The following is a 15,187-nucleotide window of genomic DNA, read 5'->3' as shown; positions in this document are numbered from 1 at the left end:
CTGTTGTCGCATTCGCTCCCGAGCGTCGGAGCGAGTCGTGCGTCGCTGGCCTGACGCGCGGCGTCTCGGCGGCGGAGCCAGGCAGGAGCGCTCGATCCGCGCGGGGCGCCGCGGCGGTTCGACCTTGACACAACCCGTCCGTTTCGATTGCTTATGGCGATGCGCCCCGCCGAGCACGTTCGCTCCCTCGGCGGCTCGCGCGACCGCCTGTCGCCGTCCTTGAATTCAGCGCCCCGAGGAGCTGCCGTGAACCGGGGGACTGCAGCTTGAAACGGATCGAGATTCCGACTGAACGCCGCGCTGGGTAGATAGCCCGGACACTCCAGGGGGGGTCGCCATGGTGGAGCTGTTGAATCACGAGTTGCTCGAGACGTTGCACGACGGGGCTCGCAGCAGCGTATACCTCGGCCGGAAGAAGACCACGGGCAAGATGTGCGTCATCAAGGTCGCGCGGAAGGGCGTCAATGGCACCCGCAACGTGGCGATCCTGAAGCGCCAGTACGAGATCACGAAGCACCTCGACCTCGACGGGGTCGTCCGTGTCCACGAGCTCGAGGTCCGGCTCGATTACGCCGCGCTCGTGATGGAGTACTTCGCCGGCCGTTCGCTGCGCGCGATCATCGACGGCAATGGGCAGGGCGTCGGGCTCGCGCAGGCGGTGAGGATAGCGCTCCAGCTCGCGGACACGCTCGGGGCGATCCATGAGCGGAACATCGTCCACAAGGACATCAAGCCGAGCAACATCATCGTCGACAGCGACGTGCGCACGTCGAAGCTCACGGACTTCTCCATCGCCTCCCTCCTGCCTGGGGAGCGCGCGGCGGTGGTCGACCCCTGGTCGGTCGGCGAGGGCACGCTGCAGTACATCTCGCCCGAGCAGACGGGCCGGATGAACCGGTCGATCGACTTCCGCTCGGACTATTACTCGCTCGGGGTGACGCTCTACGAGCTCACGACGAGGCGCCTCCCCTTCGAGACGACGGATCCGCTGGAGCTCGTGCACCATCACATCGCGAAGACGCCCATCGCGCCGCACCTGATCCGGCCGGCGATCCCGGAGGCGCTCTCGCGGGTCATCATGAAGCTGCTCTCGAAGACGGCGGAGGAGCGGTATCAGAGCACCTTCGGCCTGAAGGCCGATCTGAAGGCCTGCCTCGACATGCTGGAGCACGGCGCGCCGGCGGTGGACTTCGTGCCGGGGAAGAGGGACAAGCCCACGAGGCTCCAGATCTCGCAGAAGCTGTACGGCCGGCAGAGCGAGGTCGGCGCGTTGATGGCGGCCTTCAGGGACATCAGCGGGTCTGGTCCGGAGGCGGCGGAGGGTGGCCGATCGGAGCTCGTCCTCGTGGCCGGCTATTCCGGCGTGGGCAAGTCGGCGGTCGTCAACGAGATCCACAAGCCGATCGCGAAGGAGGCGGGCTACTTCGCCGCTGGTAAGTTCGACCAGTTCACGCGCAACGTCCCGTACGCGGCCGTGCTCACGGCGCTGCGGGAGATCGTCCGGCAGATCCTTACCGAGAGCAGGAATGAGCTTGCCGACTGGAGGGCCAGGATCCTCGCGGCGGTCTCCCCGAACGGGCGGGTGATCGCCGAGGTGATCCCGGAGATCGAGCTCATCATCGGCGAGCAGCCGCCGGTCCCGGCGCTGGGCTCGATGGAGACGCGGAACCGCTTCAACCTGACGTTCCGGAACTTCATCGGCGCGATCGCGCTGAAGACACGGGCGCTCGTGCTGTTCCTCGACGATCTCCAGTGGGCCGACACGGGGTCCCTGAACCTCCTCAGCGTGCTCCTGGAGGACCCGGACATCCGCCACCTCTTGCTGATCGGGTCGTACCGCGACAACGAGGTCGACGACGCGCACCCGCTGACGATGATGCTGAGCGCGCTCCGGAAGAGCGAGGCGCGCGTGCGCACGATCACGCTGACGCCGCTCGGGCCCGATCACGTCAACCAGCTCGTGTCGGACACGCTCGACGCGCCTCAGGGAGAGTGTCGCGAGCTCTCGGGTGTCATCTTCGCCAAGACGCACGGGAACCCGTTTTTCACCATCCAGTACCTCGAGAGCGTCTGCCGCGAAGGCCACCTGCGCTTCAGCTCGGAGACAGGCGCCTGGCGATGGAACATCGCCGACATCCAGCGGATGGAGGTCGCGGACAACGTCGTCGACCTGATGGTCCGCCGGATACAGGGCCTGGGTGAGGCGACGCAGCGGGTCTTGAAGCTCGCCGCGTGCATCGGCAATCAATTCGATCTGAGGATGCTCGCCCTCATCCACCAGAAGAACCGGCGCGCGACCGACGAGGACCTCTGGGGCGCGCTGGACGCAGGGCTCGTCGTGCCCGTCGACGGCGAGTACGGGATCGCGCGCTTCCTCGACGACGCGGACGAGGACGCCGTCACGTTCAAGTTCCTCCACGACCGCGTGCAGCAGGCGGCTTACAAGCTGCTCACGGAGGGCGAGCAGAAGCGGATCCACCTGGAGCTGGGGCGGCTCATGCTCAGAGAGAGCCCTCCTGCGTCCGTCGAGGAGCGGATCTACGACATCGTGATGCACCTCAACATGGGGGCAGAGACGATCGTGGACAGGCGCGAGCGCGAGGAGGCCGCGACGCTCAACCTGAAGGCCGGGCAGAAGGCGAGGCGCTCGACGGCGTACGGCCCCGGGGTGCAGTGCCTCCGCGCGGCCGCCGCGTTCTTGCCTGAGGACTCGTGGGAGACGAACCACGAGCTGTCGCTCGCGATCTACACCGATCTCATCGAGCTGGAGTACCTGACGATCAACTTCGACCGCGCGGAGGCTTGCGCGAAGATCGTTGAAGAGCAAGCCAGGGATGTGCTGGAGAAGATCCGGGTCTACGAGACGCGCATCCTATTTTACATATCACAAAATCGCATGCACGAAGCCATCGACGTGGCCTTGAGCGTGCTCGCGATGCTGGACGTTCGGCTGTCCGAGGCGCCGCCGGAAAACATCGACGTCTCCCGCCTGGCGCATCTGCCCCCGATCTCAGACAAGCGGATGCAGGCGGCGCTCCGGATCATGACCACCGTCAATCCGGCCGTGTACCTCGCGAGGCCAGCCTTGCTGCCGACCAACGCGTTCACGATGGTCAACATCTGCGTCAAGCACGGCAACTCGCCTCTCGCCGCGTTCGCCTACTCAATTTACGGCGTCATTCAATGCCTCATGAACAACACCGACCAAGCCTTCGAGCTCGGTCGCCTGGCGATAGAGCTCGCTCACACCTACGGTGCGGTCGAGCTGGAGTCCAGGATCCATGCCACCGTGTACGTCCTCATCCACCACTGGAAGCGTCATCTGAGGGAGACGCTCGACTCCCTGCTCCACGCCGCTCAGATCGGCCTGGAGACGGGGGACATAGAGTACGCCGTATACGGCTCGATATTCCATTCGACACACTCCTTCTTCGTCGGAGAGGATCTGGCGACGACCGAGCTACGGATGAAGCATTCTGTCGAGTTGGCGTCGAAGCTCGACAACAAATATTCGTTGTATCAATGCAGCATATGGAAGCAGCTCGTCCAAAGCCTCCGAGTCCCGTCTGCTAACAAGCTACGTCTCGTCGGTGACAACTTCGACGAGACGACGATGATTCCGTGCCTGGGGTCAAGCAGGACATCGGTACTGTCATTGCATCTCGCGAAAGGCATGCTGCTTTACTATTTTGGCAACAACCAAGAGGCGTACACCTGTCTTTGCGCCGGCGAGGAGTACCAGGACGCGGTTTTGGGCATGGCCGCCGACCTCGAATACACGTTCTACCACTCGCTCGCGATCCTCGCCGTGCTCGATCGTCTCCCGGACGGGGAACGGGACGCCGCGCTCGCCAAGGCTGACGCGGACCTGCGAAAGCTCGAGCTGTGGGCTCGCTCTGCACCGGCCAACGTCCAGCACAAGCGCGACCTCGTGAGCGCTGAGCTGGCGCGCGTGAAGCAAGCAGCGTTTGAGGCGATGGATCTCTATGACCGAGCGATCGAAGGCGCTCGGAAGCACGGATACATCCAGGAAGAGGCGCTGGCGTGCGAACTGGCGGCGTCGTTCTACCAAAAGATGGGGCGGCGCGAGATCTCTCGTCACTATTTGACCCTGGCCTATCGCGGTTACGCGCTGTGGGGAGCTGACGCGAAGTGCCAGAGCCTTATCGCCGTCTTCCCTCAGCTCATCCTCGAGGGGACGCTCGACCAGCGGACGTCGGGAGTTGCAACGTCGACCCACGAGGGCACGCCCCTGGATCTGCTCAGCGCCATCAAGGCATCGCAGGCAGTGGCGAGCGAGATCGTCCTGGAGAGGCTGCTGGAGAACCTGATGACGATCGTGCTCGAGAATGTCGGCGCGCAGTCCTGCGTGCTCGCGCTCGCGCGCGGCGACACGCTCTTCGTCGAGGCCGAGGGGGCCATCGAGCCGAAGCAGATCAACGTGCTCAAGGGCACTCCCGTGACCTCGTTCGGCAAAATTCCATTGTCCGTGATAAGCTACGTACAGCGCACGCTGAAGAGCGTACTCCTAGACGACGCGGCGGATGAGGCCAGGTTCGCTGTCGATCCCTACATCCGAGAACGGCGACCGAAGTCGCTGATGTGTTCGCCGATCATGCGCCAAGGTCGGCTGATCGGCGTGCTCTACCTGGAGAACAATCTTTCAACTGGTGTCTTCACGAAAGACCGCTTCGAGCTCCTGGGGCTCCTCTCGACACAGATCGCGATCTCCATCGAAAACGCGAAGTTGTACGAGGGGCTCGAGCAGAAGGTCGCCGCGCGCACCGATGAACTCCGCTTCTCCAATGAGCAGCTTCGCACGGTCAACGACATGCTACAGGTAGAGCTGGCCGAGCGCGTCCGCCTGCAGGAGGAGCGCGTTCAGATGCAAGAGGAGATCATCCAGGCGCAGAATGATCGGCTCTTCGAGCTGTCGACGCCCGTCATACCGATCACAGATGATATCATGGTCATGCCCATCATCGGGACGATCGATGACAAGAGGGCTGCGCAGATGCTCGAGACCGCAATGGCAGGCGTCGCGGCCAGCTCCGCGAAGGTTGTGATCGTCGACATCACTGGCGTCAGGAGCGTGGACACCAGCGCTGCGAACAGGCTGATGAGCCTGGCAAAGGCGGTGGGGTTGCTCGGAAGCAAGGCGATCCTGACCGGACTCCGTCCGGCGGTGGCGCAGAGCCTGGTCGCGCTCGGCCTGGACCTGGGCTTGCTGGAGACGAGAGCCAATCTGAAGGCAGGCATCGCATATGCCATGAAGCGCACCTCGGCCCGACTGTACGCGTGAAGCTCGCGAGCCTCTCGCGGCAGCTGAAGAGCCGGAGCAACCAGCCACCACGCCCCGTCATCGTTGCCTTTCCGCTTGCCGCCGGTGAGCGCGACCGGCGCTGCGTTCACCCGGCGTTCGCGACGAGACCACCGAGCTCGGCGTAGCGGAGCGCCGCGAGCGCCCAGCGCTGATGGCCTGCGATCATGGCCTCTGTCGCGGCCAGGTACTGGCGGATCCCGCTGCCCGACCATGACGAGAGCACTTTCTCTTTGACGTCCTGGTACTCTGCAACCCGGGCGTCGTGCATGCGCCTGAGCCGTGCGATAGCCTGCTCCAGCGTCAACCCCGCGTTGTCCCGAAGGACAACGATCAGATTATGCACTTCGCCCGATCTCAGCTCTTTTTCGAGCGAGAAATAATCATTTGTCCAGCAGAGAATATCGTTGCATATCTCGCGGACGCTCTGCAGCAGCGGGTGTTGTACGACCTCGAGAGGCAGCGGTTGTTCGAGCAGCAGCTCGATCAGATCGCAATAAGGATATACAGCCCCGCTGTAGCGTCGCATCATGATGTATTCGTCGATGCCTGGAACCCTCCTTTGCTCCCGATTGTTCGCTTCCCAGAGGTTGGCCTCGTAGTAGTACTGAAAATGTGAAAGCCAGCGGTTCAGAAAGAAATGTGGATGACATTCCCTTATACGATCGCGGATGTCGAGTAGACCACGCGTCAGGGGATCATCGAGGTCCGCTTCGACATAACCGAAGAGTTCGCCGAGGTATTTCTCGTTCAGCTTCGCGACGGCTTGAGGGTCAGCGCTGAGCTTGCCCTCGTCATACGCGTCGTCCAGGAGGAACAGTACGGCGGTGAAGTCAGATGCCAACTGCAATGTTTGCACGTTTGCTGAAGGGAACACCCAAGCAGCCAGATATGCGACGTTCGCCGCCTGGATGCGCGATAGCGCACGGTCGTCGGTCGCCAGCCGTAGTCGACGAGCCCATTGCAACGTACGGTGCTCGATGACGTCCACCTCGGGGTGGCATGACGCGGAGAACGGGTACTCGAAGTAGTCAGCTGCACTTTTACTGACGACAATGCTGCTGCGATCAGACGACATCATGGACTCCATCGCAGACCGTGGTCTTTCTGCTCGTGACGCTGAGCACAGGGCGGCTCCTCACGGTCTGCCAAAAGGAATGTTGGCGGCGAATTCTACGTACCGATAGGTCGCACCTACCACGCCCGGGTGTGCTGTCGGACCGCTTATGTGCAGATCAACGGCATTGTCAAAAGGGGACATTCGGCCGAATGTGGCGGTACGGTGCCATCCTACCCCGCGCGAGAAAAAAGGCGTTCACTCGCGGCGTATGCATCAGATGGGGATCAGTTCGATGGGTAGCGTGACCGGGCAACGGGTGTTGAGGACCGAGTTCCACTCGACACGCTCAGCTCGGAGCTCAAAACGATGATATCGGGTCAGGAGCTCTTCCAGCACCACGCGGGCTTGCGTACGCGCCAGCAAAGCCCCGAGGCAAAAGTGAGCACCGTGACCGAATGCGAGGTTCGTCGGCTCGCGACGCTCTGGATCGAAGCGGTCCGGATCCTGGAATTTCCCCTCGTCGCGCAGGCCCGAGCCCAGAAGCAGCGCCACGACCGAATGCGCGGGGACGCGCACGCCGCCTACCTCTGTCTCGGCTAGAGTCAGCCGCATCGTGGCATGCACGGGCGGCTCGAAGCGGAGCACTTCGTCGATGAAGCGCGGAATGAGCGCTGGCTCGGCCCGCAGACGATCCATCCACGCGGCCCGCTGGGACAGGATCAACGCCATGTGGGTCATCAGCGATACCGTCGTCTCCATCCCCGCGACCACGAGCAGGAACAGGAGGGCGACAAGATCTCTATCTGTCAGCGAATTGTCGTTTACCTGGGACCGGAGCAGATCGCTGACCAGATCGTTCTCCATCTGGTGACGGCGGCTTGCCAGCAAATCCTGCATATAACGTTCCATCTGTTCGATGGTCTGGCGCACCTCGTCGAGACGCGTGTGATCCTCCGGGGATAGGCTGCCGACGCTGACCAGATCCGCCGTCCATCGATTAAAATGCTTTTCCAGCGAAGGATCGAGGCCGATCAGCTGGGCCAGCAATCGGATCTGCGCACGGCACGCAATATCAGGAAGGAAATCAACCGTGCGCCGCCGCATCAGATCGTCGGCGATCTGCGCGGCCGCAGAGCGCATCCGCGGTACCAGCGAGCTCACCGTGTTCGCAGTGAAACCGCGGCTGATCAGGTTTCGCAGTTGAGTATGTCGCGGGGGATCCGCCACGATCATCGAGTCCGATATGGGGTTGTATCGCCCCAGGAAGGGGGGCTCGGTGGCCATGCGCAGCCCCGCGGACGAGAACACCTGCGTGTTCTTGAACGCCGCCACGATGTCATCATACCGGGTGACCACCCACATCCCGTTGGGGTCCACCTGACACACGGGCGACTCGCGGCGCAGCGCCGCGTAGAAGGGGTACGGGTTCTCTCGGACCTCGGGGGCAAACAAGTTCAGTCGACTCATCGCGCTCTTCCTGTGGCGAAGGCAGGACGCAGCCGCAACGCCATGGCGGCGCGCGTCGATCAGCCTGGAGTGTGGTGTTGCCTCGGATGGCGCGCTGGGCGACGCGATGGCGTCGATTCGGTACTGCCTTGAGGCAGCAGGCCCCTAGCGCTGAAAGGAGCACGAAACGGAACCCGCAAGCCGCGTTTCCGCGATGCTCCAGCGCGTGGTCACCTGGGCGCATCTCCCGCGAGCAGGGCGCTGAACAGCCGCCACGCGGTCCGAGCCAACGCTCGGCGTCCGCACGACACGGCTGCACTCCTCGGTCGTCGCTGCGCTCGCCAGAATGCGAGCATGCGACTCACGAGCGCCTGAACTGCTTCCAGGGCATCTCCCGGTGCATCATGAGACCAGAGCAAGCGAGAGAGCCGCTAGGCTCTCTTCATGGCTGCAGGGGTCCGATGGTCGTTGGGTGCTCCTCCATCTGATGACAGCATCCTATACCATACGGACGAATGCGCAACTGTATTCTTATTTGTGCGATTCACACGACGACCTCGTCGTGCTGGAAACACCACGGACAACGAATCTTCCAACACTTCAATACGATGGCCGAGCCGCGACAACATGCCGCGTGAATAAAAATACATTTGAGCGTCTGCGGCTCGCGCCGCGTCAACAGGCGCCGAGAACATCTACTGCCGCCCAGCGACACCTCGATGGCCATCCGATAGAGATGCGTTGCGATCGATGAGCGCAATGATCTCTGGATGATCGACGTCGTCTATCGCGAGCGACTGTGCAGCAATGCAAGATATAGTCGACTCGGGTTTCATCCGTGAACGCATAGCGCATGACCCGAAGCCGCCCCCACTACGCTCCGGATGGAGCGAGCCGTGGAGACGAGAACGCTGCAGGCGTGCGTCGGCGCGGACGCCAGCGGCGTCTGCCTGGGATGCTGACGGCGAAGGTTTTCGCCATCGATGTGACGCGCATTGCAGGAATGCACGGCCGCACGAGAGTGCGCCGACTCGCTATGCAAAATGAACGCCTCGCTCGAGCGGAGCGCGGTCACGCTTCCCAGCGTCGTCGGCCATGACGAGGGTCGCTCGATGTCACGCTCGGCTCGATCTCGTGACCTCGAAAGAGGGGGCTTCTCCCTGGAACCACACGTCCTCCGGAGGCGCGCCGACCCACGCCGGAGGCGCGTTGGGGAGGAGGCGCGTTTGGGATCGGGGTCACGCACTGGGCACTCCCGGGTTGCGCTCAGGGATCTCCCTAGTCGTGCTCAGGGCATGCCCAGTGCTGAACCGTTGAACAGCGGCCGGGGGCGCGCATCGGCCTCGCCTTGACGATACGACCGATCGGTCATATGACTGACCGGTCGCATGCCGAAGAGCACGTTCTTTGGGTTGCCGGAGGAGCGGCGGGACCGCCTCGTGCGGGAGGCGATCGCCGAGTTCGCGGATCGCCCCTACGCCGAGGCCTCGCTCTCCCAGATCGCGCGCCGCGCCCGCATCCCCAAGGGGAGCTTCTATCAGTACTTCGAGGACAAGCTCGATCTCTACCGGTGGCTCCTGACCGAGGAGGTGCCGCGGCAGAAGCGCGCGTTCCTCGGCGCCGCGTGCCTGGAGGGCGACTTCTGGGCTCGCCTGGAGGTCCACATCGAGCGCGGCATGGCGTTCCTCGTGGAGCACCCGCGCCTCGCCCGCCTGTCCGCCGCGGCCGCCGACCCGACGGCGACGGTCGAGGTCCGCGGCCTCCACAAGGCCATCTGCGAGGCCGGCGCCGCGGAGCTCCGGGCCCTGCTCGAGGAGGGCATCGCGAGCGGCGCCGTCCGTTCCACCGACACGAGCCTCGAGGTGGCGACCCGGCTGGTCGCCGCCGTCATCGGCCCCGGGCTGACCGAGGCGGTGCTCCAGGAGCTCGGGGCCGAGCTCCACGACGTGCTGGCCTCGGACGCGCTGCGAAAGCAGCTCGGCCCGAAGCGCCGCCGTCGGCTCGCCCAGCAGGCGGTCCAGTTCATCCAGCGCGGCCTTGGCGCGAACACTGCGTGATTTCACCAGGAAAGGGAGCTTCATGATCACCTACGACTTCGCCGGACGGGTCGCCCTCATCACCGGGGGCACCTCGGGCATCGGCCTCGCGACCGCGCGCGCGTTCGCGCGAGGAGGGGCGCGCGTCGCCATCGCCGCGCGCGATGACGACGCCGGACAGCGGGCCTGCGCCGCGCTCGAGCGAGAGGGCGCGCCGGCGCTGTTCGTCCAGACCGACGTGCGGGACGACGCCTCGGTGAAGCGCGCGGTGGAAGAGACGATGAGGCGCTTCGACCGGCTCGATTTCGCGGCGAACTGCGCGGGCATCGGCGGCGACATGGCCCGCATCGAGCACGCCGATCAGGCGGTGTGGGACGACGTCATGGCGACCAACGCCCGCGGGATCTGGCTGGCCATGCGGCACGAGATCCCGGCCATGCTGGCGTCGCACGGGGGCGCCATCGTCAACATGAGCTCCATCTACGGCGTCGCCGGGAAGCCGGCGCACCACGCCTACGTGGCGTCCAAACACGCGGTCCTCGGGATGACGCGCTCGGTGGCGCTCGAGGTGGCGCCGCTCGGGATCCGCGTGAACGCCCTCTGCGCTGGCGTCACCCGCACGCCCGCCATGCAACAGGCAGAGACGCTCGCGCCCGAGCTGGTCCAGGCGCTGGTGGCGCAGCACCCGATGGCGCGGATGGCCACCGAGGACGAGATCGCAGGCGCCGCGCTGTGGCTGTGCTCGGAGGGCGCGGGCTACGTGACCGGCGGCGCGATCCCGGTCGACGGCGGATTCCTGGCCGCGTGACCGCGCCGAGAGGCACCCTGGCCGAGAGCCCGAGGGCGCCGCAATGCCGCTTGCCTGAGGCCCTGTCGGCGCGGCGCGCGAGGGCATGACGACCGCGACCACGACCACGACCACGACCACGACGGTGGAGCCGCGGTTGCGTGGGCCTCGGCCGTCTGTTAGAGAACGCGGCTGACGCAAGAGGAGAGTGCTCCGGTGAAGATCAACTCCTGAATCGGTCTCCGTTGCAGGTCGCGAGCGCGACAGGTGGCATCCCTGCTCCCTGGCCGCGCGAGGCAGCCTGCCCGTCCCGTGACCGGGCCATGTGGCCCTCAGGATTCAGGAGCTCCTATGTCGTCGTTGCGCGCGCAGCGCCTCTCCTTCTCTTATTCCGACGCGTCCACGATCCTCGTGGACGTCGATCTGTGCCTCACCCCCGGGTGGTACGGGATCGTCGGGCCGAACGGCGCCGGGAAGACCACGCTCCTCCGGCTCTTCTCCGGTGAGCTCGCGCCCGAGGCGGGGAGCTTGCGGCTCGAGCCGCGTGGCGCGACCGTCGCGATTTGCCCGCAGGCCGTGGAGCACGCCGACGCGGCCATCCATGCGCTGGCCGATGCGGAAGACGGCGCCGCGCGCAGGTTGCGCGGCGAGCTCTTGCTGGATCCGGCGGAGCTCGGGCGCTGGGCCACGCTGTCGCCCGGCGAGCGCAAGCGGTGGCAGATCGGCGCGGCGCTCGCCGCGGCGCCGGACCTGCTCCTTCTCGACGAGCCGACGAACCACATCGACGCGGACGCGCGGGCGCTGCTCGCCGGCGCGCTGGCTGGGTTCCAGGGGATCGGGGCGTGCGTCTCGCACGATCGCGAGCTCCTCGACGCGCTGACCACCGGCACGATCCGGGTCGAGCGGGCTGAAGCGAGGCTCTATCCCGGCGGGTACAGCGCGGCGAAGGCGCTCTGGGAGGCCGAGGCGCGCGGGCGCGAGGAGGCGCACCAGCGGCTGCGCGCCGAGGAGCGGCAGCTCCGCCGCCGCCTCGGCGAGGAGCGGCGGGCGCAGGCCTCGGCCGACGCGGACCGGAGCACGAAGCGGCGGATGAAGGGCCCGCGCGACAGCGACGCCCGGGGCCTGCTCGCGGACTTCCGCGTGTCCTCGGCCGAAGCGCGGCTGTCGCGCAACGTCGGCGTGACCCGGCGCAAGCTCGAGAAGGTGTCGGCCGAGGCGGGAGAGCTCGATCTCGAGAAGGCGGTGGGCCGCAGCGTGTTCGTCGATTACGAGCGATCGCCCGCGCCATGGCTCTTCGTGCTCGACGCGCCCCGGATCCGCGCCGGCGGCGAGAGCGAAGGGCGGACCCTGCTGCAGGACGTGCGGCTCGCTGTCGGCCGCGAGGATCGCATCCGGATCGCGGGCCCGAACGGCGCTGGCAAGACCACGCTGGTGAACGCGCTGCTCGCCAGCGCGCGCGTGCCGGCGGACAAGGTGCTCTATGTGCCGCAGGAGCTCGGCGAGGCGGAGCAGCAGGCCCTCCTCGCGAGGGCGCGGCGCCTCCCTCCGGAGGAGCGCGGGCGGGTGATGTCGCTGGTGGCCGCGCTCGGGGTGGAGCCGGGGCCGCTGCTCGGGTCGGCGCGGCCGTCGCCCGGCGAGGCGCGCAAGCTGATGATCGCGCTGGGCCTCGGGCAGCACGCGTGGGCGCTCGTGCTGGACGAGCCGACCAACCACCTCGACCTGCCCTCGATCGAGCGGCTGGAGCGCGCCCTCGCCGACTATCCAGGCGCGCTGCTCCTCGTCACGCACGACAGGGCGTTCGGGCGGAGCTGCACGTCGATCCTCTGGACGGTGGCCGAGGGAGAGGTGCGGGTGTCGTCCGACGACGCCGGCGCGTGACCCGCGCCGGCGTCATCGCGATCGTGCTTTCAGCGTCGCGCCGCGCTCACTCGATGGCCGGCTTGCCGCCCATCTCCTTCAGCACGGCGTCCGCGCCCGACACCGCGTCCATCACCCACTCCATGTAGCGGTGATCGACGTGGATGGTCCGGGTGATCGACGGCATGAACAGCCAGTCGGACGCCATCGCCTCGTAGTTGCCGTCGAAGGCGAGGCCCACGAGCTCGCCGCGCGCGTTCAGCGTGGCAGAGCCGGAGTTGCCGTTCGTGATGTCGAGATCGCTCAGGAAGCAGACCGGCACCTCGCCGAGGTCCTTGTCCACGTACGGGCCAAACCGCTTCTCGCGCGCCGCCTCGAGCAGGGTCGCCGGGGTGTTGAACGGCGCCTCGCCGGTGCTCTTCTTCACGACCTCGCTGAGGGTGGTGAACGGGCGATACACCGGCTTGTCGCCCTCCGGGCGGTACCCCCGCACGGTGCCGTAGGTGACGCGGAGCGTGCCGTTCGCGTCGGGCGCCAGCAGGCCGCCCCGGTACGCGCGCAGCGCCTCAACGAAGCGCGGCTTCACGAGGCTCATCGCCCCGGCGTAGGCCTTGTCCCGCGCCTCGATGGCCTTGTCGACCGGCGCGAGCTCCAGCGCGAGGCGGATCATCGGATCCCGGCTCGCCTGGAGCTCCTCGAGCGTCGCCGTCTTGAGGAGCTGGATCCGGGTCGCCGCGTCCTCGAGCGCCGTCTTCTCGTAGAGCGCGTCGATCGCCGCGGCGACGCCGGCCTCCGTCGGCGCCTGCCCGCCCGCGAGGGTCCCGAGCAGCGCGGGCCTGTCCTTCGCCTCAAGCCGCAGCGCGCGCCGCGTGGCCAGCTTGAAGGTGCTCCGATCGATCGCGCGGTCGTACGACTTCTGCAGCGACGCCTGCGCCTGCTCGAGGCGCTCCCAGTTGCGCTGCTGGTACTCGGCCTCGCGCTCGGCGTCGGCCTTCGGCCGCTCCTCCGCCATGCGCACGATGGTGACCGCGGCGTCGAGGAGCCTCGCCGACGAGGCGATCTCCGACACGGCCGCGTCATGGTCGCGCGTCGCCCGCTGCGCTGCGTGCAGCGCTGCGATCTGCTCGATCGCGCCGCCATAGGCCGCCTTGCGCTTCGGGTCGGCGTCGATCCAGGCCTTGAGGTCGCCCTCCTGCTTGGCCTTCTCCTTGGCAAGGCCGCCCTGGACCAGCCCGTCGAGCAAGCCGCGCGTCTTGAGCAGGTAATTGGCGTAGCCCTGGATGGTCGGCTCCGCCTTGATCCGCAGGGCCGGGTCGTTCTTGCCGAGCTCCTCCAGGAGGGCGATCGACTCCTCGTAGAACGACACCCGCTTCGGGTACAGCCATGAGACAGCGGACTCGACCTCTGCCGCGGTCCGGAGCCGGTTCGTCGTGCCGGGGTAGCCGGCGACCATCACCAGGTCGCCCTGGTGGAGCGGCGACGACGCGAGCTTCAGGTGGTGCGCCGGACGGTAAGGCACGTTGTCCTCGGCGTGGGCCGCCGGCCGGTTGTCCTTGCCGACATAGGCCCTGAAGAAGGCGAAATCGCCGGTGTGGCGCGGCCAGCGCCAGTTGTCGATGTCCCCGCCGAAGTTGCCGATCGCCTCCTGCGGGACATAGACGATGCGAACGTCCTTGATCTCCAGCTGCTCGATCAAGGAAACCTGGCCACCGCCGAAGTACTCGGCGATGGAGCAGCGGATCTCGGGGCGCCCCTCCTCGCACGCGGTCACGAGCTGCTTCTTGCGCTTCTCGATCTCCTCGTAGCGCTCGAGATCGCCCTGGATCGCCTCGATGCCGCGCCGCACCTCGGCGGTGACGTCGCGGAACGCGCGGGTCACGAGCACGCGCGCGGTGGGGCCGGCCCATCGCTCCTCGGCGCGGGATTTCGCCAGGTAGCCGTTCGTCAGGAGGTCCTGCTCCGGGGTGGAGTTGTACTGGAGCGCCCTGGTCGAACAGTGATGGTTCGTGGCGATGAGCCCATCGGGCGAGACGAACGAGGCCGAGCAGCCGCCCAGGCTCACCACCGCGCCGAGCGGGGACGCCGTGGGATCGGCGAGCGACTCGGGATCGATCTCGAGCCCGAGCGCCTTGAGCTGGTCCTTGTGCTGCGGCATCTGCTCCGGCATCCACATCCCGCCGGGGTTCTCAAAGGGCGTCCCCTGACCGGGACCAGAGTCCGGCGGCCTGGTATCGCCCGCTTGCGGCCGCTCCGAGCCGCAGCCCGGCGCGAACGCGGAGACTGCGAACAACGCCAGGAGCGTATGACTACGTAGAGAGGAGTGAGACATGCGGTGTTGTTACCATCGTCGGTAAACAGCGCAACCACACGGCATCTTTCTGGTGATACGAGATACAATGGAACGGACCTCGTGTGGACGGCACACGTGCGGATGCGCACGGAGGCGTTCCGTGCGTGGTGACGGACACTGGATCTCATCGATGTTCGTGGAGGAGCGCTTCGCCTGTTTCAGCGGGCTTGTCGGGACTTCATGTTCTGTGCGCCGGGCGGCCGGACTGGCATCCACGGCATTCCGGGCAAGGCGCGCGGGGCGGTGGGGAATTCAGCCACCCTGACGGAAGGATGGAAGGAATGAGGGAACCGCCAAGGCGCCATAAGACGCCAAGAGAAACACAAAAAAT

Annotated in this window: 7 protein-coding genes; 4 read left to right on the top strand and 3 right to left on the bottom strand. The window is 66.2% G+C overall.

Going from position 1 to position 15,187, the window contains the following annotated elements:
- The first annotated feature begins 337 nt into the window (after window positions 1-337).
- Complete coding sequence (locus WME79_RS46560; RefSeq protein ID WP_437528725.1) at window positions 338-5,302, top strand: AAA family ATPase; 4,965 nt, start codon at window positions 338-340, stop codon at window positions 5,300-5,302.
- A gap of 106 nt (window positions 5,303-5,408) precedes the next feature.
- On the opposite strand, the gene WME79_RS46555 is transcribed toward WME79_RS46560, so the two are convergent.
- Together WME79_RS46555 and WME79_RS46550 are read right to left on the bottom strand one after the other, a co-directional pair.
- Complete coding sequence (locus WME79_RS46555) at window positions 5,409-6,401, bottom strand: terpene synthase family protein (RefSeq protein ID WP_437528724.1); 993 nt, start codon at window positions 6,399-6,401, stop codon at window positions 5,409-5,411.
- Window positions 6,402-6,653: 252 nt separating this feature from the next.
- A complete protein-coding gene (locus tag WME79_RS46550) occupies window positions 6,654-7,847 on the bottom strand; it encodes a cytochrome P450 (RefSeq protein ID WP_437528722.1) in 1,194 nt (397 codons plus the stop codon).
- Window positions 7,848-9,214: 1,367 nt separating this feature from the next.
- Here WME79_RS46550 and WME79_RS46545 point away from each other — a divergent pair.
- The 3 genes from WME79_RS46545 to WME79_RS46535 all read left to right on the top strand — a co-directional run bounded on the left by WME79_RS46545 (window position 9,215) and on the right by WME79_RS46535 (window position 12,527).
- Entirely contained in the window at window positions 9,215-9,883 is a 669-nt protein-coding gene (locus WME79_RS46545) for a TetR/AcrR family transcriptional regulator (RefSeq protein WP_437528720.1), read from the top strand.
- A gap of 22 nt (window positions 9,884-9,905) precedes the next feature.
- Window positions 9,906-10,670, top strand: a complete 765-nt coding sequence (locus WME79_RS46540) for an SDR family NAD(P)-dependent oxidoreductase (RefSeq protein ID WP_437528719.1) — start codon at window positions 9,906-9,908, stop codon at window positions 10,668-10,670.
- 330 nt (window positions 10,671-11,000) lie between these two features.
- Window positions 11,001-12,527: an ATP-binding cassette domain-containing protein gene (locus WME79_RS46535; protein ID WP_437528717.1), complete on the top strand. Its 1,527-nt coding sequence runs from the start codon at window positions 11,001-11,003 to the stop codon at window positions 12,525-12,527.
- Window positions 12,528-12,573: 46 nt separating this feature from the next.
- On the opposite strand, the gene WME79_RS46530 is transcribed toward WME79_RS46535, so the two are convergent.
- Window positions 12,574-14,835, bottom strand: a complete 2,262-nt coding sequence (locus tag WME79_RS46530; RefSeq protein WP_437528715.1) for a S46 family peptidase — start codon at window positions 14,833-14,835, stop codon at window positions 12,574-12,576.
- Window positions 14,836-15,187 lie beyond the last annotated feature (352 nt).

This window comes from Sorangium sp. So ce726 (assembly GCF_051521405.1).
Lineage (GTDB): Bacteria > Myxococcota_A > Polyangia > Polyangiales > Polyangiaceae > Sorangium.
This window is presented reverse-complemented; position numbering and strand designations above follow the sequence as displayed.